19 protein-coding genes and 1 pseudogene are annotated in these 21129 nt (G+C 71.1%); 11 read left to right on the forward strand and 9 right to left on the reverse strand.

From position 1 onward, the window contains the following. Positions 1-21: 21 nt before the first annotated feature. Positions 22-996, reverse strand: coding sequence for a carbohydrate kinase family protein (locus tag AB0D57_RS04765; protein WP_362067001.1), 975 nt, complete (start codon positions 994-996; stop codon positions 22-24). Positions 997-1130: 134 nt separating this feature from the next. Here AB0D57_RS04765 and AB0D57_RS04770 point away from each other — a divergent pair, with 134 nt between their 5' ends. Then, entirely contained in the window at positions 1131-1340 is a 210-nt protein-coding gene (locus tag AB0D57_RS04770; RefSeq protein WP_362067003.1) for a hypothetical protein, read from the forward strand. A gap of 165 nt (positions 1341-1505) precedes the next feature. Beyond that, a complete protein-coding gene (locus AB0D57_RS04775; protein ID WP_362067005.1) occupies positions 1506-3053 on the forward strand; it encodes a hypothetical protein in 1548 nt (515 codons plus the stop codon). Between the two features lie 106 nt (positions 3054-3159). Here the strand turns inward: AB0D57_RS04775 and AB0D57_RS04780 are convergent, their stop codons facing one another. After that, positions 3160-3516 carry an iron-sulfur cluster assembly accessory protein gene (locus AB0D57_RS04780; RefSeq protein ID WP_362067007.1) on the reverse strand — a complete coding sequence of 119 codons (357 nt, stop codon included), beginning with the start codon at positions 3514-3516 and terminating at the stop codon, positions 3160-3162. Positions 3517-3839: 323 nt separating this feature from the next. Between AB0D57_RS04780 and nadA the strand changes: the two genes are divergently transcribed. Next, the gene (gene nadA, locus AB0D57_RS04785) at positions 3840-5024 is read left to right on the forward strand and encodes a quinolinate synthase NadA (RefSeq protein WP_362067009.1); all 1185 of its coding nucleotides are present in this window, start codon (positions 3840-3842) and stop codon (positions 5022-5024) included. Between the two features lie 88 nt (positions 5025-5112). Here nadA and AB0D57_RS04790 read toward each other — a convergent pair whose 3' ends face one another. The 4 genes from AB0D57_RS04790 to AB0D57_RS04805 form a co-directional block, all read right to left on the reverse strand. Beyond that, positions 5113-5796, reverse strand: a complete 684-nt coding sequence (locus AB0D57_RS04790) for a response regulator transcription factor (protein ID WP_362067011.1) — start codon at positions 5794-5796, stop codon at positions 5113-5115. Then, positions 5793-7013, reverse strand: coding sequence for a histidine kinase (locus AB0D57_RS04795; protein ID WP_362067013.1), 1221 nt, complete (start codon positions 7011-7013; stop codon positions 5793-5795). The genes AB0D57_RS04790 and AB0D57_RS04795 overlap by 4 nt, the downstream gene beginning before the upstream one ends. Positions 7014-7180: 167 nt before the next feature. Beyond that, entirely contained in the window at positions 7181-7459 is a 279-nt protein-coding gene (locus tag AB0D57_RS04800; protein ID WP_362067015.1) for a hypothetical protein, read from the reverse strand. 30 nt (positions 7460-7489) lie between these two features. Next, a complete protein-coding gene (locus AB0D57_RS04805; protein WP_362067017.1) occupies positions 7490-8281 on the reverse strand; it encodes a PspA/IM30 family protein in 792 nt (263 codons plus the stop codon). Between the two features lie 260 nt (positions 8282-8541). On the opposite strand from AB0D57_RS04805, the gene AB0D57_RS04810 reads away from it, so the two are divergent. Both AB0D57_RS04810 and AB0D57_RS04815 read left to right on the forward strand, forming a co-directional pair. Then, on the forward strand, positions 8542-9168 hold the full coding sequence (locus AB0D57_RS04810; protein WP_362067069.1) for a DUF3043 domain-containing protein: 627 nt from the start codon (positions 8542-8544) through the stop codon (positions 9166-9168). Positions 9169-9251: 83 nt separating this feature from the next. After that, a complete protein-coding gene (locus tag AB0D57_RS04815; protein ID WP_362067019.1) occupies positions 9252-9953 on the forward strand; it encodes a methyltransferase domain-containing protein in 702 nt (233 codons plus the stop codon). A 67-nt stretch (positions 9954-10020) separates the two neighbouring features. Here the strand turns inward: AB0D57_RS04815 and AB0D57_RS04820 are convergent, their stop codons facing one another. Beyond that, positions 10021-10233 carry a hypothetical protein gene (locus AB0D57_RS04820; RefSeq protein ID WP_362067021.1) on the reverse strand — a complete coding sequence of 71 codons (213 nt, stop codon included), beginning with the start codon at positions 10231-10233 and terminating at the stop codon, positions 10021-10023. Between the two features lie 113 nt (positions 10234-10346). On the opposite strand from AB0D57_RS04820, the gene AB0D57_RS04825 reads away from it, so the two are divergent. Further along, the gene (locus AB0D57_RS04825; protein ID WP_362067023.1) at positions 10347-11546 is read left to right on the forward strand and encodes a bifunctional adenosylcobinamide kinase/adenosylcobinamide-phosphate guanylyltransferase; all 1200 of its coding nucleotides are present in this window, start codon (positions 10347-10349) and stop codon (positions 11544-11546) included. 7 nt (positions 11547-11553) lie between these two features. Here the strand turns inward: AB0D57_RS04825 and AB0D57_RS04830 are convergent, their stop codons facing one another. Then, positions 11554-12627 carry a class I SAM-dependent methyltransferase gene (locus AB0D57_RS04830; RefSeq protein ID WP_362067026.1) on the reverse strand — a complete coding sequence of 358 codons (1074 nt, stop codon included), beginning with the start codon at positions 12625-12627 and terminating at the stop codon, positions 11554-11556. 113 nt (positions 12628-12740) lie between these two features. Here AB0D57_RS04830 and cobT point away from each other — a divergent pair, with 113 nt between their 5' ends. Continuing rightward, on the forward strand, positions 12741-13832 hold the full coding sequence (gene cobT / locus AB0D57_RS04835; RefSeq protein ID WP_362067028.1) for a nicotinate-nucleotide--dimethylbenzimidazole phosphoribosyltransferase: 1092 nt from the start codon (positions 12741-12743) through the stop codon (positions 13830-13832). Positions 13833-14026: 194 nt separating this feature from the next. On the opposite strand, the gene AB0D57_RS04840 is transcribed toward cobT, so the two are convergent. After that, entirely contained in the window at positions 14027-14794 is a 768-nt protein-coding gene (locus AB0D57_RS04840) for a hypothetical protein (RefSeq protein ID WP_362067030.1), read from the reverse strand. A gap of 127 nt (positions 14795-14921) precedes the next feature. On the opposite strand from AB0D57_RS04840, the gene AB0D57_RS04845 reads away from it, so the two are divergent. From AB0D57_RS04845 to lpdA, 4 genes and pseudogenes are all read left to right on the forward strand, one after another. Beyond that, positions 14922-15713: an adenosylcobinamide-GDP ribazoletransferase gene (locus tag AB0D57_RS04845; protein WP_362067032.1), complete on the forward strand. Its 792-nt coding sequence runs from the start codon at positions 14922-14924 to the stop codon at positions 15711-15713. 255 nt (positions 15714-15968) lie between these two features. Beyond that, a pseudogene (locus AB0D57_RS04850) lies at positions 15969-17599 on the forward strand (IS200/IS605 family accessory protein TnpB-related protein). Between the two features lie 209 nt (positions 17600-17808). Further along, positions 17809-19350 (forward strand): leucyl aminopeptidase, encoded by a 1542-nt coding sequence (locus tag AB0D57_RS04855; RefSeq protein WP_362067034.1) that lies wholly within the window; start codon positions 17809-17811, stop codon positions 19348-19350. A gap of 275 nt (positions 19351-19625) precedes the next feature. After that, a complete protein-coding gene (gene lpdA, locus AB0D57_RS04860) occupies positions 19626-21014 on the forward strand; it encodes a dihydrolipoyl dehydrogenase (protein WP_362067037.1) in 1389 nt (462 codons plus the stop codon). The last annotated feature ends 115 nt before the right edge of the window (positions 21015-21129 follow it).

Below are 21129 nucleotides of genomic sequence, written 5' to 3' on the forward strand. Positions count from 1 at the left end.
TGGCGGGGCCGGGTGTCCCGGTCAGGCCAGGTAGGCCTGGACCTCCGCCGCCGCTTCGTCACCGTACGCCTTGGTGAAGCGCTCCATGAAGTGGGCCCGGCGCAGCTGGTACTCCTGGGTGCCGACCGTCTCGATGACCAGCGTGGCGAGCATGCAGCCGACCTGGGCGGCGCGCTCCAGGGAGACGCCCCAGGCCAGCCCGGACAGGAAGCCGGCGCGGAACGCGTCGCCGACGCCCGTCGGGTCGGCCTTGCGCTCCTCCTCGGGGCAGCCGACCTCGATCGGGTCCTCGCCGTCCCGCTCGATGCGCACGCCCTGCGCGCCGAGGGTGGTCACCCGGTGGCCGACCTTGGAGAGGATCTCGGCGTCGCTCCAGCCGGTCTTGGACTCGATGAGCCCCTTCTCGTACTCGTTCGAGAAGAGGTAGGTCGCCCCGTCCAGCAGTATCCGGATCTCGTCGCCACCCATGCGGGCGATCTGCTGCGAGAAGTCCGCCGCGAAGGGGATCTGGCGGGACCGGCACTCCTCGGTGTGGCGCAGCATCGCCTCGGGGTCGTCCGCGCCGATGAGGACGAGGTCGAGCCCGCCGACCCGGTCCGCCACGGCCTTGAGCTCGATCAGGCGGGCCTCGCTCATCGCGCCCGTGTAGAAGGAGCCGATCTGGTTGTGGTCGGCGTCGGTGGTGCACACGAAGCGGGCGGTGTGCAGCACCTCGGAGATGCGCACGGAGCCGGTGTCGACGCCGTGGCGGTCCAGCCACGCCCGGTACTCGTCGAAGTCGGCGCCCGCGGCCCCGACCAGGATCGGCGCGGTGCCGAGCTGCCCCATACCGAAGGCGATGTTCGCGCCGACGCCGCCCCGGCGTACGTCGAGGTTGTCGACGAGGAAGGACAGCGAGACCGTGTGCAACTGGTCCGCGACGAACTGGTCGGCGAACCGGCCGGGGAAGGTCATGAGGTGGTCGGTGGCGATGGAGCCGGTGACTGCGATACGCACGGCGAGGACACGCTCCTGCGGGGGGAGGGGATTGACAGTTCACGCTACCCGGTGGACACGGGCCCATCGAAGCGGCTGAAACTACCCGATAGTAGATCTTTCTTCATGGCGCCCACCGTGCTTACGGTGCCAGTATGACGAACCTCAAGGTCCACGGCTCGGCTTCGCAAGACCTCGATGGCGATCTGGCGTCACTGCGTGGCGACGGCGCCCGGATGGCCCGGCACTGGGCGGCTCCGGTCCCGGTCGAGCCCCTCCCGGTGTCCCCGTCCCTCATCCACGGGGTGACCGTGCCTCCTACCTCCGCCCGCCTCCTGGACGCGATGTCCGACTACGGCGACTGAGCGGGACCCGGAAAGGGGCGGCCCAGTCGGCGCCCACGGAAAGGGGCGGCCGAGTCGGCGCCCACAGGGAACCGCGCGCTCCCTCGCTGCGTCCCATCGCTGTCCCCCGTATAGGGGATGCGGTGTACGACCCTCCAGCAGCAGCGGAGCCGAAGGAGCGATGCGGTGAGCACCGAGCGACCCGACAACGAAGCGACCGAACCCCCCGAGGAGGGTGCCGAGACGGCGAAGCCGCGCCGACGGTATTCCCCGGTGGCCGTCGCCTCGGTCGCGGCCGCGGTTCTGCTCGTCGGGGGCGGCGGAGCGTATGTCGCCACGACCGCTTCCGGCGGCGGGGGAAACGGCGGCTCCCGGACCCCCGGCGGCGACGGCACTCCCCCGGCGCTCGCCCTCGAGGGCTACACGGACGGCGGTACGGGTGACACGGGCGGTACGGGCGGCATCGCGCCCGGCGAGCCGAATCCCTACGGCACCGTCTACCGCGCCGACGGCGAGCTGCCCGCCGGTCCGGACTCCGCGCCCGTCTACGCGGCGGAGGGCAAGGTCACGGCGGCCGAGGTGGCCCGCCTCGCGACGGCCCTCGACGTCACCGGGACGCCGAAGCTGACCGGCGAGACCTGGAAGGTCGGTACCGACAAGGACGGCTCCGGGCCGAGCCTGCAGGTGAACCGGCAGGCCCCCGGCTCCTGGACGTTCAGCCGGTACGCGCCCGGGACCGACAACTGCAAGGGTGCCGTATGCACCCCCGGCTCCCCGAACACCCCGGGCTCCGCGAGCGATCGCGCGGTGAGCGAGGCCGCCGCGAAGAAGGCCGCCGCCCCCGTCCTGAAGGCGCTGGGCCAGGACGACGCGAAGCTGGACGCGAGCCAACTCATGGGCGCCATAAGGCTGGTGAACGCGGACCCGGAGGTCGGCGGGCTGCCCACGTACGGCTGGACCACCGGTGTCCAGGTCGGCGCGGACGGTCAAGTGCTGGTCGGCAGCGGCCAGTTGAAGACGCTGGTGAAGGGGGACACGTACCCCGTGATCGGCGCGCGGGAGACGCTGGACCTGATGAACGGGCCGGCGTCCGGGGCGGCTTCGGGCGACGCGCGCAAGGGGCCCGGCGACTGCGCCGGCGCCGTACCGCTGAAGGAGCGCGACGAGACGCCGTGCGCGGCGTCGACCGTGGTGCCCGAGCGGGAGTCGGTGGCCGTCGAGAAGGCGACCTTCGGGCTGGCGTCGCACTTCGTGGCCGGGCACCGGACGCTGGTGCCGTCCTGGCTGTTCGAGGTACGGCCGACGGGCGCGGACGCCGACGTCACCGTGACGCATCCGGCGGTCGAACCGGAGTATCTGACGTCACCGGAACCCACCGTGACGCCCAGCCCGCGGCCGAGCGGGCCGAGCGATGAGCCGACCGCGGCACCGGCGTCCCGGGACGTCGAGGTGCAGGGCTACACGGCCGACGGCAAGGATCTGACCGTGAGCTTCACGGGCGGGGTGTGCGCGGACTACTCGGCGAAGGCGAGCGAGAGCGCGGACAAGGTGACGGTGACCGTGACCGAGACGCCGTGGAAGGGCAAGTACTGCATCCTGATCGCGAAGTTCTACGAGAAGACGGTGCACCTGGACGAGCCGCTCGGCGACCGCGAGGTGGTGGGGACGGACGGCAGGGCGATCCCGGAGGGGAAGGTGCAGGGCGCGCCGCCGGAGACTCCCCAGGCGCGGTAGCGAAGGCGTCCGGCGACTGCTGATACGCGAAGGCGGCGTCCCTGTCGGAGGGGGACGCCGCCTTCGTACGTGTCGTTCGGCCGGGGCCGGGGGCTTAGGACCTGTCCTAGCTGAAGGAGTCACCGCAGGCGCAGGAGCCCGTCGCGTTCGGGTTGTCGATCGTGAAGCCCTGCTTCTCGATGGTGTCCACGAAGTCGATGGACGCGCCGCCCAGGTACGGGGCGCTCATGCGGTCGGTGACGACCTTGACGCCGCCGAAGTCCTTGACGACATCGCCGTCGAGGGAGCGCTCGTCGAAGAAGAGCTGGTACCGCAGGCCGGAGCAGCCGCCGGGCTGAACGGCGACGCGCAGCGCCAGATCGTCGCGGCCTTCCTGGTCGAGCAGGGCCTTGACCTTGCCCGCGGCGGCGTCAGACAGCAGGATGCCGTCGCTCACGGTGGTCTTCTCGTCCGATACGGACATCTGCTTCTCTCCCGGGTTGTACGGAGACTGCTTGCCGACAGTTGCAACCGCCGGGGCCGCGGATTCATTCCGGGCCGAGAGTCTGTCTTTCCGTTCTGTCTTCTTTCCTCTTCATGCTCGCACATGCGCAGGAGAGCGAACAGCGCGCTGTGGACGGCCCAACCAGCCCGGGATTCACGTCACATCGACGCTATGGGCATCGTCAACATGACGTGAAGCGGTTATGATAGATAGCGTCATTTCGACGAAAAGGCTTGTCCCGGCATGACCCGCCGGATCGCTCCCGCGGTCCGGCGAGCCGCAGAACAGAAAGGGTGCGTGTCGTGACCACCGCCCAGACCCAGGAACTCGACGTACAGCCGACGCCCCTCGCCCTGCTGCTGCTCGGCCGCGAGGCCGACCCGAGGAGCGAGCGGGGCGTCGAGTGTCCCGGCGACCTGCCCTCGCCGTCCGACCCGGACCTGGTGGAGCGCGCCCGCGCGGCCAAGGAGAAGCTCGGGGACAAGGTCTTCGTGCTCGGCCACCACTACCAGCGCGACGAGGTCATCCAGTTCGCGGACGTCACGGGTGACTCCTTCAAGCTGGCCCGCGACGCGGCCGCGCGCCCCGAGGCCGAGTACATCGTCTTCTGCGGCGTGCACTTCATGGCGGAGTCCGCGGACATCCTGACGAGCGACGACCAGAAGGTCGTCCTGCCCGATCTCGCGGCCGGCTGCTCGATGGCCGACATGGCCACGGCCGAGCAGGTCGCGGAGTGCTGGGACGTGCTGACCGAGGCCGGGGTGGCCGAGCAGGTCGTGCCCGTCTCGTACATGAACTCCTCCGCGGACATCAAGGCGTTCACGGGCAAGCACGGCGGCACGATCTGTACCTCTTCCAACGCCCAGCGGGCCCTGGAGTGGGCGTTCGAGCAGGGCGAGAAGGTCCTCTTCCTCCCCGACCAGCACCTGGGCCGCAACACCGCCGTCCGTGACATGGGGATGACGCTGGAGGACTGCGTCCTCTACAACCCCCACAAGCCGAACGGCGGCCTCACCACCGAGCAGCTGCGCGACGCGAAGATGATCCTGTGGCGGGGTCACTGCTCGGTCCACGGCCGCTTCAGCCTGGACTCGGTGAACGACGTCCGCGAGCGCATCCCCGGCGTGAACGTCCTCGTCCACCCGGAGTGCAAGAACGAGGTCGTCGCCGCGGCGGACTACGTCGGCTCCACGGAATACATCATCAAGGCCCTGGAGGCGGCTCCGGCCGGCTCCAAGTGGGCCATCGGCACCGAGCTGAACCTGGTCCGCCGACTCGCGAACCGTTTCGCGCCCGAGGACAAGGAGATCGTCTTCCTCGACAAGACGGTCTGCTTCTGCTCGACCATGAACCGCATCGACCTCCCCCACCTCGTCTGGACCCTGGAGTCCCTGGCCGAGGGCAACCTCGTCAACCGCATCGAGGTGGAGAAGGAGACGGAGGCGTTCGCGAAGCTGGCGCTGGAGCGGATGCTGGCGCTGCCGTAACGCGCGCGCTGCTCGTACGTGGTCGAGGGGCACCCCGGTGGTACGAGGTGCCCCTCGACCGCGTTCGCGTTGCCGGGTCCGGCACCTGTCATTCCACCCTGGGACGTACCAGCCCGGACTCGTACGCGATGACGACGAGTTGCGCCCGGTCGCGGGCGCCGAGCTTGGCCATGGCGCGGTTGACGTGTGTTTTCACGGTGAGCGGGCTGACTTCGAGGCGTTCGGCGATCTCGTCGTTGGAGTGGCCTCCGGCTACCTGGACGAGGACCTCGCGCTCGCGTCCGGTGAGCGCGTCGAGCCGTTCGGCGCGGGCGGGGTCCCTCGCCTCGTCCGCACCGGTGCCCTGCGCGAGGAACTTGGCGATCAGGCCCTTGGTGGCCGCCGGGGACAGCAGCGCCTCGCCGCCCGCCGCGATCCGGATGGCGTTGAGGAGTTCCTCGGGCTCGGCCCCCTTCCCCAGGAACCCGGACGCGCCGGCGCGCAGCGACTGGACCACGTACTCGTCGACCTCGAAGGTCGTCAGCATGACCACCCGTACGTGTGCGAGCCCGGGATCGGCGCTGATCAGCCGGGTGGCGGCGAGCCCGTCGGTGCCGGGCATCCGGATGTCCATCAGCACCACGTCGGCGCGGGTGTCCCGGGTGAGCCGCACGGCCTCCGCGCCGTCGGACGCCTCGCCCACGACCTCCATGTCGGGCTCGGAGTCGACGAGGACGCGGAACGCACTGCGCAACAGCGCCTGGTCGTCGACCAGCAGGACACGGATGGTCATGCGGAGCCTCCCAGCGCAGGCGTGCGGTTCTTGACCGGAAGGATCGCATGGACCCGGAAGCCGCCTCCGTACCGGGGACCGGTCGTGCAGCTGCCGCCGAGCGCGGTGACCCGCTCGCGCATTCCGAGCAGCCCGTGCCCGCCGCCCTCTTCCGGTCCGTCGTCGTGTCCCGGTCCGTTGTCGAGGACGGTCACTTCCACGTTCGGGCCTACGCGTACGACGCTGACCTCGGCCTTCGCCTCCGGGCCCGCGTGTTTGCGCACATTGGTGAGTGCCTCCTGGATGACGCGGTACGCGGCCAGATCGACGGCGGCGGGGAGGCTGGTGCCGTGGTCGGCGCGGGCGACCTCGACGGGAAGTCCCGCGTTGCGGAAGGTGTCGGCGAGTTCGTCGAGGCGGGCCAGGCCGGGGGCGGGCTCGGTGGGCGCCTCCGGGTCGCCGCTCTGCCTCAGCAGGCCCACGGTGGCGCGGAGTTCGTTGAGCGCCGAGCGGCTGGCCTCGCGGACGTGCGCCAGTGCCTCCTTCGCCTGGTCGGGTCGCTTGTCCATGATGTGTGCGGCGACTCCGGCCTGCACGTTGACCAGGGCGATGTGGTGGGCGACGACGTCGTGCAGATCGCGGGCGATGCGCAGCCGCTCCTCGGCGACGCGGCGGCGCGCCTCCTCCTCGCGGGTGCGTTCCGCGCGCTCGGCGCGTTCACGGATGGCGTGCACGAAGGCGCGGCGGCTGCGTACGGCGTCGCCCGCGGCGGCGGCCATGCCCGTCCAGGCGAAGATGGCGAGGTTTTCCTGCGCGTACCAGGGCAGCGGGCCGGCGAGCATCGCGCACGCCGTCAGCACCGTCATCGTGAGCAGGCCTACCCGCCAGGTGGTCGGACGGTCCTTGATCGACGCGACGGTGTAGAGGGCGACGACGGCGGACATCGCCACCGGGGCCCTGGGGTCGCTGGCCACCAGTTCCAGGACGGAGAGAGCGCCGGTCGCGGCGAGCACCGCCATGGGGGCGCGGCGGCGGAGGACGAGGGCCGCGGCGCCGAGCACCATCAGGGTGAGGCTGAGGGCGTTCGGGGTGCGGACGCCCCAGGTCGTGCCCTGCCCCACGTGCGGGTCGATGACGGAGCTGGCCATCATGCAGACCAGGACGGCGGTTGCCAGTGCGGCGTCCAGTGCCATGGGGTGGGCGCGGAGTCTGCACCTCATGCGTTCTAGGGTGCTCACTTCGATTACGGTACGGGGCCCTCGCAGGGGGCGGAACGGGTGTTGCCGGGGTGGGTGTTCTTCGCCCCCACCGCCCCTACCCGTCCCATCCGTACCTGGGGGCTCCGCCCCCAGACCCCCGTTCGGCCTGAACGGCCTCGTCCTCAAACGCCGGACGGGCTGAGAGGTCAACCTGGGATCAAGCCGTCGTCGCTCAGCATCGTGCGGACCTCTTCGACGGTCGCGTCCGGGGACGGGAGGATCAGTTCCGAGGGTTCGAGCGCGTCGTCGGGCAGCGGGGTGCCGAGATGGCGGACGGAGTCCAGAAGCGCGGCAAGGGTACGGCGGAAGCCCGCCTCGTCGCCGCCCTCCACTTCCGCGAGCAGCTCGTCGTCGAGCTTGTTCAGTTCGGTGAGGTGGCTGTCGTCCAGCCTCACCTGCCCCTCCCCCATGATCCGTACGATCATGTCGCCCTCCTCAGGCATGGGACCCGGTGGTTACTGCTTGTCGAAGCGCGGGGTGTCCTGGGGCTGCTGCGACTGGGACTGGCCCGTGCCGCCCTCGATCGCCTGCTGCGACGAGGAGCCACCGGCCAGCTCGGCCTTCATGCGCTGCAGCTCCAGCTCTACATCCGTACCACCGGAGAGCCGGTCCAGCTCGGCCTGGATGTCGTCCTTGGCCATGCCGGACTGGTCGTCGAGGGCCCCGGAAGCGAGCAGTTCGTCGATGGCGCCGGCGCGGGCCTGGAGCTGCGCGGTCTTGTCCTCGGCGCGCTGGATGGCCATGCCGACGTCGCCCATCTCCTCGGAGATGCCGGAGAAGGCCTCCCCGATCCGGGTCTGCGCCTGGGCCGCGGTGTACGTGGCCTTGATGGTCTCCTTCTTGGTGCGGAAGGCATCGACCTTGGCCTGGAGCCGCTGGGCCGCGAGGGTGAGCTTCTCCTCCTCGCCCTGGAGGGTCTGGTGCTGCGTCTCCAGGTCGGTGACCTGCTGCTGGAGGGCGGCCCGGCGGGACAGGGCCTCGCGGGCCAGGTCCTCGCGGCCGAGCGCGAGCGCCTTGCGGCCCTGGTCCTCCAGCTTGGACGACTGGTTCTGGAGCTGGTTGAGCTGCAGTTCGAGGCGCTTGCGGCTGGTCGCCACATCCGCGACGCCGCGGCGCACCTTCTGGAGCAGCTCCAGCTGCTTCTGGTACGAGTAATCGAGGGTCTCGCGCGGGTCCTCGGCCCGGTCAAGGGCCTTGTTCGCCTTCGCGCGGAAGATCATCCCCATACGCTTCATGACACCGCTCATGGGCTTCGCGCGCCCCCTTCTGACGGACTCCAGCTCCCAGGTACTGCAACAGAACCCACAGTACGGGCCCTGCATCCATTACCGCACTGTTCGGGGACGGATGCGCTCATCCCCAAGGACGACTGCGGACGGCGGTGCTCCGGCGCAGGGAGTAGGTGGGCCTCGGGGTCTGCCCCCCGCCTCCCCCCGTACGCAACGTCCCCTCTGTCCCACTACAGACGTACGGTGTTGCCGGATCGTTCCCCACTCGCATGACGTCCATGCCGCCGCACCACGTACCCTTGGGTTTTGTGTTCCGTAGCCGTGCCAAGGAAGAGAAGGCCCCCGCCGACAAGGCGCCGGTGACCGACTCCAAGCAGACCCGTGACCCGCAGGCCCCCAAGGGCCGCCCCACTCCCAAGCGCAGTGAGGCCCAGACCCAGCGTCGTAGCGTCGCCAATACGCCGACGACGCGCAAGGAGGCGGCCAAGCGGCAGCGCGACGATCGCCGTGCCCAGATGGAGCGCCAGCGTCAGGCGCTGGCCAGCGGGGACGAGCGTTATCTGCCCGCCCGCGACAAGGGGCAGGTGCGGAAGTTCGCGCGCGACTTTGTGGACTCGCGCTTCTGCATCGCGGAATACTTCCTGCCCATGGCCGTGATCATCCTCGTCCTGAGCATGGTGCGGGTTGGCTCGCTGCAGAACGTCGCGCTGCTGCTGTGGCTGGTCGTGATCGTGATGATCGTGGTCGACTCGATCGGTCTCGCGATCCGCCTGAAGAAGCAGCTGAACGCGCGCTTCCCCGACCTGCCCAAGAAGGGCGCGGTCGCCTACGCGCTGATGCGCACCCTCCAGATGCGTCGCCTCAGGCTGCCGAAGCCGCAGGTCAAGCGCGGAGAGCGGCCCTGAGCACGACATCTTTCTCCGGGGGCGCGGCGGATGCCTGGCTGAGCAAGCTGGGCGGGCTGCGTGATGTCGTACGACAGGAGCTGGTGGCCCGGCAGCTCGACGAGCAGATAGCCGGGCGGTTTCCGGTGGGGCAGCGGCTGCGGGTGCTCGACGTCGGGATGGGACAGGGCACGCAGGCGCTGCGGCTGGCTCGGGCCGGTCATCAGGTGACCGGGCTCGAGCAGGACGCGAAGATGCTCGCCGTGGCCCGGGAGGCGCTGGCCGCCGAGCCCGAGGGCATCCAGGGCCGGGTGCGGTTCATCGAGGGCGACGGCCGCGAGACCGGTGTCCACTTTCTGCCCGGCAGTTTCGACGTGGTGCTGTGCCACGGCGTACTGATGTACGTCGAGTTGCCGGACGCGCTGCTCGCGGGCCTGGCCCGGATGCTGGCCCCGGGCGGGCTGCTCTCGCTGCTGGTGCGCAACGCCGACGCGCTGGCCATGCGGCCCGGGCTGTCGGGGGACTGGACGTCGACGCTGGCCGCGTTCGACACCGACGCCTACGTCAATCGGCTCGGCCTCGCCGTCCGCGCCGACCGGCTCGCCACGCTGACGTCGGCCCTCGAGGGGATCGGGGCGCCGTTGCACGCCTGGTACGGCGTGCGGGTGTTCACGGACACCGCGCCCGACGGGGCGCCCGTCCCCGAGGACGTGGAGAGTCTGCTGGCCGCGGAGGAGCGCGCCGGGCGGACGGATCCATACCGTCAGGTGGCGGCGCTGCTGCATCTTTGCGGAGTGCGCGGCTGAGGCGGCGATTCCGGGAAGGTCGGGCTGCCGGGTAGGGCCCCGGCAACCACGGCACTCCCCTACCGGCCTACTCCGGCTCGGCGTGCAGACTCATCGGCCCATAGATCTGTGCGCTGTCCTCGAAGAGGAACACCTGGTCCGCACCGCCCTCCAGAAGGTCCTTCCACACCTCGCCGATCCAGGACTCCGCGTCCCCCTGCGTGGTGAACTCCTCGGGCTGCACCGCCGGTTGGACCTCTGTCCCGTCGGACTTCTCGAACCGCCACGTCCATGCCGCCATGTACGCCTCCAGGGTGTGAGCACACTGCACAGCAAAAGCCGGACAAGATCCGACTCCTGCCCGAAGCCTAGTCGGACGCGCAAGAGCTGCGGGGACACGGAAAAATCAACCCCGTGGAACTGACTCTGCTCGGCACCGGCGCCCCCGAGGGCCTGCCCCGCCCCGACTGTCCCTGCGCGTCCTGCGCGAGCGCGCTCGGCGAGGACGCGCGGGCTGCGACCGCGTTGCTCGTGGACGGCACGGTGCTGCTCGACCTCACGCCCGGCGCCGCGTTCGCGGCCGCGCGCGCCGGACGCTCGCTGGGCGGCGTACGGCAGGTGCTCCTGTCACATCCGCACGACGGGCCCGCGGTGGAGGTGCCGGCGGGGCTGCCGCAGCCCGGGCGGGTTCCGGACGGCAGCGAGTTGGCGCTGCTGACCGGGCACCGGGTGCGGGCGACACCGTTGGACGCGCCGGGCACGGGGTACGCGGTGACCGGGCCGGACGGGCGGCGGCTGCTGTATCTCCCGCCGGGCGCGGCGCCCGCCGGGCTGGACGCGCACGGCGGCTCGTACGACATGGTGCTCGCCGATGTGGTGGGGCGGCCGGACGCCCTGGCGAAGCTGCGCGCCGTCGGGGCCGTCGGGCCGACGACGGACGTGATCGCGGTGCACCTCGACCACGATGTGCCGCCGGGCCCCGAACTGCGGCGGCGCCTCGCGGCGGCGGGCGCGCGGGCGGTGCCGGACGGGACGACGCTGGACGTGGGCGTGTACGAGGACGTACCGGACGTGCCGCGCCGCACGCTCGTGCTCGGCGGGGCGCGCTCGGGCAAGTCGGTGGAGGCGGAGCGGCGGCTCGAGGCCTTCCCCGAGGTGCTGTACGTGGCGACGGGCGGTACGCGCAACGGCGACAACGAGTGGGCGGCCCGGGTGAGCCTCCATCGTGAGCGACGCCCCGGCTCCTGGCGTACCGCCGAGACCTGCGACCTGGTCCCGCTGCTGGCGGAGGGCGGCCCTCCGCTCCTCATCGACTGCCTCTCCCTGTGGCTGACGGACGCGATGGACTCCGTGAACGCCTGGGACGACGCGGAGTGGGCCGGCGGCGGTGAACGCGCGCTGCGTGCCCGCGTCGAGGAACTCACCTCCGCCGTCCGCGGCACCCGCCGCACCCTCGTCGCCGTCTCGAACGAGGTCGGCTCCGGCATCGTCCCCGCCACCGCCTCCGGCCGCCGCTACCGCGACGAACTCGGCCGCCTGAACGCGGCCTTCGCGGCCGAGTGCGAGCACGTGCTGCTGGTGGTGGCGGGGCAGGCGCTGCCGCTGCGGGGCTGACGCCGTCTCACGCCCCCCGCCGGGCGATGACCCGGTACGCGTTCGAGAAGCGGGTGCGGCGGAGGAGGGGCGCAAGGGTGTGGTCCAGGGCCGAGGCCGACGCCAGCAGCGGGGTGGACGCCCCGGTCAGGACCGTGTGCAGCCTGCGCCGGAGGGTGCTCGGCGGGGTGGTACGCCAGGGAGCGTCGAGGTCGGGCAGGACGCGGCCGAGCGCCAGGGCGAGGGCGCCCGCGAGGTCGTACGGGATGTGCGGTTCGCGGCGGTCCGTCGCGACGATCTCGCAGCCGAGGGACTCCAGCTCGTCCAGCAGGTTGGGCAGCGGCATGAGGTGGAGGTGGCGCGGCTGGCCGTACGACACCCACCACTTGCCCAGCAGCGCGCCGAACACGCAGTCGGGGTCCGGGACTTCGACGAGCAGATGCCCGCCGGGCCGCAGGACCGTCATGGCGGCGCGGAGTTCCTCGCGCGGGTCTGGGGTGTGTTCCAGGTGGTGGAACATGCTGACGACGTCGTAGCGGGCGCGCAGGCGCCCGGCCGTGCGGGGATCGGTGAGCCGGCCGCGGTGCGCCTCCTCGACCCGCCCGGCCGCCCGCGCCCTCTCGACCCGCCGGGTGAGGTCGAGCCCGTCGAAGGCCGTGTACGGGTGGACCTCCTTGGCGACGGCCGGGAAGTCCCCGTGCCCGGTGCCCACGTCGAGCCAGCTCTCCGGGTCGGTGTACGGCAGCAGCGCGCGGGCGGCCGCGTGATGGCGGCCGCGGTGCCCGCGGGAGCCGAGGAGCCGTACTACGAAGCCGTCGTGGACGTCCTCGCGGAACTCCCGGTGGTAGAAGGCCAGCCCCTCCGCCGTGAGCCTGGGGTTCTGGAAGGCGTGAGCGCAGTCCGCGCACTCGTCGACGACGAACGTACCGGGCTTGCGCTGCACCAGATCCGGCGTACGCAGCCGGGTGCGCAGCCGCTTCGAACCGCACCAGGGGCAGTCCTCGCGGCGCGGTTCATGGAACCGGTCGGTGCCCTGGGCGAGTTCGGCCGCGTAGGCGGCGCGGCGTGTGCTGGACGAGTGGGGGGTGGGCGTGGGGGGCATGGGCGCTCCTCGGCCATAAGACAATCCGATACAAACGGTACGTATCGAATGGTGATCCGGGGTGCAACGACGTGGCGCGGACGTGTTCGATCGGTGCCGGTACTGTTCGGCGAATGAGCTCGCTTAATCTCGACGACTTCACCGATCTGATCGAGCGCCCCGACGGAGGCGTACGCCGCGACGCCGAGGCGCGCCGGGAGCGCCAGATCGTGCCGCCCGGGGCACTGGGCCGCCTCGACGACCTGGGTGAGTGGCTGGCGGCGGCGCAGTCCGCGGTGCCGGTACGGCAGATCGAGCATCCGCGTGTGGTGCTGTTCGCGGGCGACCACGGGATCGCCGAACTCGGCGTGTCGGCGCGTCCCGCGGGCAGCGCCGAACAGCTGGTGCGGGAGGTCCTGGAGGGCGCGAGCCCGGCGTCGATCCTGGCCCGCCGGCTGGGCGTTCCGGTGCGCGTGGTCGACATGGCGCTGGACTGCGACCCGCAGGGGCTGCCCGACGAGGTCGTACGGCATCGGGTGCGGCGCGGTTCGGGGCGGATCGACGTCGAGGACGCGCTGACTCTCGAGGAGGCGGAGGCCGCCTTCCTGGCGGGGGTCGCCGTCGCGGACGAGGAGGCGGACTCCGGTACGGATCTGGTGGTACTCGGCGATGTGAGCGTCGGCGGCACCACCGCGGCGTCCGTGCTGATCGCCGCGCTGTGCGGGACCGACGCGTCGGTCGTCACGGGGCGGGGCGGGCGGGCCATCGACGACCTCGCGTGGATGCGCAAGTGCGCCGCCGTACGGGACGCGCTGCGGCGGGCCCGGCCCGTGCTCGGGGATCAACTGCAGCTGCTCGCGGCGGTCGGCGGGGCGGATCTCGCCGCGATGACCGGGTTCCTGCTGCAGAGCGCGGTGCGGAAGATGCCGGTCATCCTCGACGGGGTCGTCTCGGCCGCGTGCGCCCTCGTCGGGCAGCGGGTCGCCTTCCGGGCGCCGGACTGGTGGCTGGCCGGGCAGAACAGCGGGGAGCCGGCCCAGGCCAAGGCCCTGGACCGGATGGCCCTCGAGCCCCTCCTCGACCACGGGGTCACCGTCGGCGAGGGCGCGGGCGCCCTGCTCGCACTGCCACTGGTCCAGGCCGCGGCCGCACTGGCCGCCGAGCTTCCGGAGCAGCCCGCGCCGGAGGCCGCGGAGGCGTCCGAGGACCCGGAGCAGAGCGAGTAATCGCGTAGGGCTGATTCGGTACCGCCGAAATCCGCCGTCCCGTGGCGCTGTCGCGCGTACCGGACGGCGGAGGTGGTGATCGCGGCGATGCTCGTCGAGGTGGAGATCAAGGAGAACCTCGCGGGCAAGGAGCACCTCGCGGCGATCGCCGCGGTCCTCGTGCTGTGCGGGATCTCCGCGCTGCGTCAGCGGCGTCAACGGCGTCCGGGCAGGGACCGGACGGGCTCCGGGTCCGGTTTGCCGCCGATCCAGTCCTGAATCCTGCGGCTCGGACCCGCCCAGCGGAGGTCGTGGTGGTAGGCGCGCAGGATCGACTTGGCGCGGGCGCGCGGCCGGCGGCGGTAGAAGCGCCTGGCCCACGGCGAGCCGGGGCGGGCCAGCCGGATCATGCCGATCAGGGCCACGAACGGGACGATCACACCGAAGATCGCGATGCGGGCCTTGCCCTTGCTCAGGGCGAGCAGCGAGAAGAGGAAGTTCGCGGCCACGCTCAGGATCACCCCGCCGCGGTTCTGGAGCTCCTCCTCAGTGACGTCGTTGACGCCGAACGGCAGGAAGCCGCCCAGGACGAGCCCGACCAGCGCCGCCGTGACCAGGACCACCTCGACGCTCTTGCGGCCCTCCTCGGACCAGTACACGTCGTCGAGGTGCAGGATCAGCGCGAACTCGTCGAGCACCAGGCCCGCCCCCATCCCGAACAGCACGGCGAACGCGGCCGCGCCGAATCCGTGCCGGGCACTGGCCACCGCGCCGAAGCCGCCGACCACGGTCAGGACGACACCGGGGACGACGTGGTGGATGTGCAGCCCACCCGCCTTGACGTTGCCGAACGGTCCCTTGCCGGCGCGAATGAGCCGGACGATGACCCGGGTGATCACGAAGGTCAGCACGAAGGAGGCGAGCGCCAGCAGGAGCGGCAACTTTCCCGGCTCCACGATGTTCCGCTCCAACCAATGACCCATATTGCGAACTTTATCCAGATCCGTCCATGGACTCCGTCGATCCGTCCATGGACTCCGTCGATCCGTCCATGGACTCCGTCCCTGGTCGCCATGACCGGCCGCCCGCCTCCCCGGGTAGCCTGCGCCGATGTCCAGGACCCCACTCGCCTTTCTCCCCCACAGTCTCCACTTCGCCCTCGGAACCCTCACCGTGCTCCCTGTCAGGGTGACCCGTTGGGATCGTGAAGCGGCGCGCGGCGGGATGCTGTGCGCTCCCGTGGCCGGGCTGGTGGTCGGGGCGGGCGCGGCTCTCGTGGGCCTGGCATCGCTGGCGATGGGCGCGGGGCCGCTGCTCGCCGCCGTCGCGACCGCCGCCGTGCCGGCCGCGCTCACTCGTGGCCTGCACCTGGACGGGCTCGCCGACACCGCGGACGGCCTCGGCAGCGGCAAGCCCGCCGAGGACGCGCTGCGCATCATGAAGCAGTCCGACATCGGCCCGTTCGGCGTGATCACCCTGCTCTTCGTGCTGCTCGCCCAAGTGGCCGCGCTGTCCCAGGCGTACGACTCCTCGTGGGCCCGGGGCGCCCTCGCGGCCGTCGTCTCCGCGACCGCGGCCCGCCTCGCCCTCACCCTCGCGGCGCGCACCGGGGTGCCCGCGGCCCGCCCCGAGGGCCTGGGCGCGGCGGTGGCGGGCACGGTCCCGGTACGCGGCGCGCTACTGGTGACGGCAGCCGTCGTCGCCGGCGCGGCGGGCGCGGGCGCGCTCCTGGGAACGTACGACGTGATGCGGGCCGCGGTGGCGGTCCTCGCCGCCTGCGCGGTCGCCGAACTGCTCCTCCGCCACTGCACGCGGCGCTTCGGCGGCGTCACGGGCGACGTGTTCGGGGGCCTTGCCGAGACTGCGGCGACAACCGCGCTGGTGGTTCTGTCACTGGGCTGAGAACCATCGCCCGCACTCCTCGACCCGATAAGTGCGACTGAGGTCACCGGGAGTGAGGGGTTGGGAACTGCTGGGGCTTGACTGAGTGCGAGTGCATTCTGGCGGGATGAGTGAGCGCTGTTGTTCCCCGGTCGGGGACTGGGCACTGCTCTTCCGGGAGGAGGAGAGGAGTTCGGCTGTCGAATGTGTGACCTTTTCGGGTGGGGCTCGTTGGGTGTGATGAGCGGGTTTTCGAGGGCTGAATGGGGTGTGGGGGTGGGTGAGTTGCGGGAGCTTTCGGTTCCGTTTGTCGCGCCCGGTCCCTCGGGAGTGGCGGTCCGTACCCGGCTCAAGCAGCTCTCGCCTGCCGATGAGGAGGTGCTGCGGCTGGTGGGCGCGCACCTGGGCACGCTGGCCTCCCGTGATCTGAAGACGCGCTGCGCGGATGCTCTGGGGCACGACGGTGAGGCGTGGGCGGCGCGCAAGCGGGACCTGACGTCCGCCTCGTCCGCGCGGTGGGCGGGAGCGATCACCAAGGCCAGCCACGACCAGTGGGCGCTGGCCCGCCGCTGCCAGTCCGCCCACATCCAGAGTTTGGAAGCCGGCATCCGCACGATCAGGCACCGGCTGTCCCTGCCGGTCGGGGAGAAGGGCACCAAGCGCGCCCCCGGCGGCTACCGCAGCAAGCGGGAGTGGCATGCCAGGAGTCGCCGCCTGCACATCCTTCAGGACCGACTGGAGCGCGAGCGCGCCGACCGCGAGGCCGGTCTCGTGCACGTCGTGCGGGGCGGGAAACGGCTGGCCCGCACTCGGCACAACCTGGCCGCCGCGCAGCTCACCGAGGCCGAGTGGCGGCAGCGGTGGGAGGCCGGGCGCTGGTTCCTGCAGGCCGACGGCGAGTCCGGGAAGCGGTACGGGAACGAGACGATCCACATCGCTCCGGACGGCGAGGTGAGCATCAGGCTCCCCGCCCCGCTGGCCGGGTACGCGAACGCCCCCACGGCCGGTACGTCCTCGCGACGAACGTGCAGTTCCCGCACCGGAGGCAGGAATGGGCGGACCGGGTGGAGGCGAACCGGGCGGTGGCCTACCGCATCCACCTGGACGTCGAGCGTGGCCGCTGGTACCTGACCGCCTCCTGGCAGATCCCGGCATCCCAGACCATCCCCATGGCCGCCGCCCTCGCGCATGGTGTGGTCGGCGTCGATACGAACGCCGATCACCTGGCCGCCTGGCGCCTCGACGTCCACGGCAACCCGCTCGGCCACCCGCGCCGCTTCTTCTTCGACCTGTCCGGCACCGCGCAGCACCGCGACGCCCAGGTCCGCCACGCCCTCACCCGGCTGCTGCACTGGGCCAGGGCCTGCGGTGTCAGGGCGGTCGCCGTGGAAGACCTCGACTTCACGGCGGACAAGACCCGGGAGAAACACGGCCGCAAACGCCGGTTCCGGCAGCTCGTCTCCGGCATGCCCACCGGCAGGCTCCGCGCCCGCCTGACCTCGATGGCCGACCAGACCGGTATCGCCGTCATCGCGGTCGACCCGGCCTACACCTCGAAATGGGGCGCCCAGCACTGGCAGAAGCCCCTCACCCACGAAAACAGGAAGACGACTCGCCACGACGCTGCCGCCGTGGCGATCGGACGGCGCGCCCAAGGACACCCGATCCGGCGACGGACGACACCGCCCCACGACGACCAGAGCGATCGTCGTGGGCATCGGACCATCCAGGCCGAACCGGGCGCCCTCGGGCGTGAGGAACCCCGCCCCCGCATACCCGGACCACGCACCCGATGCGCGCCGCCCGGACGCGGAGCGAACGCGGGCAACCAGAACGCCCAACACCGTTCGGAGCGTTCGGCTGAGCATGAATCCTGGCAACAGGACTCACTCCCGCTCAGTCTTTAGGAACGGTGAGAAGTGGCCATCACGCCACCGGCCGGTGAACGCCCGCCGGAATGAGCGAAACCCGGCGGCGCGCGTAGGCTCATTACGCAGACTTGCCTGCCCAGGTAAAGACCACTGCCCAAGGCCGGATTAGGGTCATTCGTCAGGGCCCGGTCGACCCCATCCCTACTCGGCCACAGCGACTTCAATGGAAGCGAGATCTCACCACCGTGACTGCTCTGACTCTCAGCACCGCCGCGGCGTCCGGCCTGCGCGCCGACGCGATCGTCGTCGGTGTCGCTAAGGGCGCTGGCTCCAAGTCCGGGGACCTGGTCGTCGCACCGGGCGCCGAGGCCGTGGACAAGGCGTACGACGGCGCGCTCGCCGCAATCCTGGAGACCCTCGGCGCATCCGGCGCCGAAGGCGAGGTGACGAAGCTGCCCGCGCCGTCCGGCTTCAAGGCACCCGTCGTCGTGGCCGTCGGCCTGGGAGCGGTCCCGGAGAACGACGACCCGTACGGCGCCGAGGCGCTGCGCCGCGCGGCCGGCGCCGCGGCCCGCGCGCTCGCCGGTGCCAAGAAGGCCGTCCTCGCCCTGCCGATCACGGACGCCGCCGACGCGGGCGCCCTCGCCGAGGGCGCCGCCCTGGGCGCGTACGCCTTCGACGCGTACAAGGAGAACGGCAGGAACGGCAGCGGCGCCAAGAACGGCAAGGCCCCGCTCGCCGAGGTCACGCTGCTCGGCGGCAAGCCCCGCGACGCGGTGTACAAGGCTGCGATCGCCCGCGCCACCGCCGTGACCGAGGAGCTCAACCGCGCCCGCGACCTCGTCAACACCCCGCCGAACGACCTGAACCCCGAGTCCTTCGCGGCCGTCGTCACCGCGGCCGGCAAGGAGCACGGCATCAAGGTGCAGGTGCTCGACGAGAAGGCCCTCGAGAAGGGTGGCTTCGGCGGCATCCTCGGCGTCGGCGCGGGCTCGGTCGCCGGTCCCCGCCTGGTGAAGCTGTCGTACACCTCCGCGAAGGCGACGAAGCACCTCGCCTTCGTCGGCAAGGGCATCACCTACGACTCGGGCGGCATCTCCCTCAAGCCGGCCGGGCACAACGAGACGATGAAGTGCGACATGAGCGGCGCGGCAGCGGTCTTCGCCGCCGTGGTCGCCGCCGCGCGCCTCGGCCTGCAGGTCAACGTCACCGGCTGGCTCGCGCTCGCCGAGAACATGCCGTCCGGTTCCGCCACCCGCCCCGGTGACGTGCTGCGCATGTACAGCGGCAAGACCGTCGAGGTCCTCAACACCGACGCCGAGGGCCGCCTCGTCCTCGCCGACGCGCTGTGGAAGGCGTCCGAGGAGAAGCCGGACGCGATCATCGACGTGGCGACGCTGACCGGGGCGATGGTGCTGGCGCTCGGCAACCGCACGTTCGGTGTGATGGCAAACGATGACGCGTTCCGTGCGTCGATCGTGGAGGCCGCGGAGGAGGTCGGCGAGGAGTCCTGGCCGATGCCGCTGCCGGAGCACCTGCGCAAGGGGATGGACTCGCCCACCGCCGACATCGCCAACATGGGTGAGCGGATGGGTGGCGGGCTGGTCGCGGGGCTGTTCCTGCGGGAGTTCGTCGGCGAGGGGATCACGTGGGCGCATCTGGACATCGCCGGGCCCGCGTTCAATGAGTCGGGGCCGTTCGGTTACACGCCGAAGGGCGGGACGGGGTCGGCTGTGCGGACGTTGGTGCGGCTGGCCGAGCTGACCGCGGCGGGGGACCTCGGCTGACGCCGAGCAGTACTCCGCGGTAGTACTCCACGCCCCCGTCGAGGCGCCTTCACGACCCCGGGTGTTCAAGCACCCGGGGTCGTTTTTTCCGCCGGGCGTCGAGGTGGGACGTGTCACACACAGGCCCGGCGTCTCGAACGTCCTCGACAAGTGCGAAGATGGGTTCTCGGCAGGACAGGGCCCCCACCACAGGGCCGAAGAAAGAGCGGCCGGACACCAGCCGCCGCCCGGTCACTGCAGACCGGCGTACGGCGCACATGCATGGAGGACGTGACGTGGCGAACGACGCCAGCACCGTTTTCGACCTAGTGATCCTCGGCGGTGGCAGTGGCGGTTACGCCGCGGCGCTGCGCGGAGCGCAGCTGGGCCTGGACGTCGCCCTGATCGAGAAGGACAAGGTCGGCGGCACCTGCCTGCACCGGGGATGCATCCCCACGAAGGCTCTGCTGCACGCCGGTGAGATCGCCGACCAGGCCCGCGAGAGCGAGCAGTTCGGTGTCAAGGCCACCTTCGAGGGCATCGACGTACCCGCCGTCCACAAGTACAAGGACGGCGTCATCTCCGGCCTGTACAAGGGTCTGCAGGGTCTCATCGCGTCCCGCAAGGTGACGTACATCGAGGGTGAGGGCCGACTGTCCTCCCCGACCTCCGTCGACGTCAACGGCCAGCGCATCCAGGGCCGCCACGTGCTGCTCGCGACCGGCTCCGTGCCGAAGTCGCTGCCGGGCCTGGAGATCGACGGCAACCGCATCATCTCCTCGGACCACGCTCTGGTCCTGGACCGTGTCCCGCAGTCCGCGATCGTGCTCGGCGGCGGCGTCATCGGCGTCGAGTTCGCCTCGGCGTGGAAGTCCTTCGGCACCGACGTGACGGTGATCGAGGGCCTCAAGCACCTCGTCCCGGTCGAGGACGAGAACTCCTCCAAGCTTCTTGAGCGCGCGTTCCGCAAGCGCGGCATCAAGTTCAACCTGGGCACCTTCTTCTCGAAGGCCGAGTACACCCAGAACGGTGTCAAGGTCACCCTCGCCGACGGCAAGGAGTTCGAGGCCGAGGTCCTGCTCGTCGCCGTCGGCCGCGGCCCGGTCTCGGCCGGTCTCGGCTACGAGGAGCAGGGCGTCGCCATGGACCGCGGCTACGTCCTGGTCGACGAGTACATGCGGACGAACGTCCCGACCATCTCCGCCGTCGGCGACCTGGTCCCGACGCTCCAGCTCGCGCACGTCGGCTTCGCCGAGGGCATCCTGGTAGCGGAGCGCCTTGCCGGTCTGAAGAGCGTTCCGATCGACTACGACGGCGTGCCCCGGGTGACGTACTGCCACCCCGAGGTCGCCTCCGTGGGCATCACCGAGGCCAAGGCCAAGGAGATCTACGGCGCGGACAAGGTCGTCGCGCTGAAGTACAACCTCGCGGGCAACGGCAAGAGCAAGATCCTCAACACCGCGGGCGAGATCAAGCTCGTCCAGGTGAAGGACGGTGCCGTGGTCGGCGTCCACATGGTCGGCGACCGCATGGGCGAGCAGGTCGGCGAAGCCCAGCTGATCTACAACTGGGAGGCGCTGCCGGCCGAGGTCGCCCAGCTCATCCACGCTCACCCGACGCAGAGCGAGGCGCTCGGCGAGGCCCACCTGGCTCTCGCGGGCAAGCCGCTGCACTCGCACGACTGATCAGCCACCAGCTGGACGTCAGCCATCGGCCGTACGCCGGCCACCGGCTGCACCTCAGTCACCGCGTCGCTTCTGGGCGCGACGACCACAGACTTCCGCACCATTTCGTAAGGAG

The sequence above is a fragment of the Streptomyces sp. NPDC048275 genome (assembly GCF_040652275.1).
In the GTDB taxonomy this organism is placed as follows: Bacteria; Actinomycetota; Actinomycetes; order Streptomycetales; family Streptomycetaceae; genus Streptomyces.

What these genes read in the sequence shown, in the direction of transcription:
- AB0D57_RS04840 (WP_362067030.1), bottom strand. Translation starts at nt 14,794, where the DNA reads ATGGGTCATTGGTTGGAGCGGAACATCGTGGAGCCGGGAAAGTTGCCG.
- AB0D57_RS04800 (WP_362067015.1), bottom strand. Translation starts at nt 7,459, where the DNA reads ATGATCGTACGGATCATGGGGGAGGGGCAGGTGAGGCTGGACGACAGC.
- AB0D57_RS04780 (WP_362067007.1), bottom strand. Translation starts at nt 3,516, where the DNA reads ATGTCCGTATCGGACGAGAAGACCACCGTGAGCGACGGCATCCTGCTG.
- AB0D57_RS04830 (WP_362067026.1), bottom strand. Translation starts at nt 12,627, where the DNA reads ATGCCCCCCACGCCCACCCCCCACTCGTCCAGCACACGCCGCGCCGCC.
- AB0D57_RS04820 (WP_362067021.1), bottom strand. Translation starts at nt 10,233, where the DNA reads ATGGCGGCATGGACGTGGCGGTTCGAGAAGTCCGACGGGACAGAGGTC.
- AB0D57_RS04770 (WP_362067003.1), top strand. Translation starts at nt 1,131, where the DNA reads ATGACGAACCTCAAGGTCCACGGCTCGGCTTCGCAAGACCTCGATGGC.
- AB0D57_RS04805 (WP_362067017.1), bottom strand. Translation starts at nt 8,281, where the DNA reads ATGAGCGGTGTCATGAAGCGTATGGGGATGATCTTCCGCGCGAAGGCG.
- AB0D57_RS04790 (WP_362067011.1), bottom strand. Translation starts at nt 5,796, where the DNA reads ATGACCATCCGTGTCCTGCTGGTCGACGACCAGGCGCTGTTGCGCAGT.
- AB0D57_RS04810 (WP_362067069.1), top strand. Translation starts at nt 8,542, where the DNA reads ATGCCGCCGCACCACGTACCCTTGGGTTTTGTGTTCCGTAGCCGTGCC.
- AB0D57_RS04845 (WP_362067032.1), top strand. Translation starts at nt 14,922, where the DNA reads ATGTCCAGGACCCCACTCGCCTTTCTCCCCCACAGTCTCCACTTCGCC.
- cobT (WP_362067028.1), top strand. Translation starts at nt 12,741, where the DNA reads ATGAGCTCGCTTAATCTCGACGACTTCACCGATCTGATCGAGCGCCCC.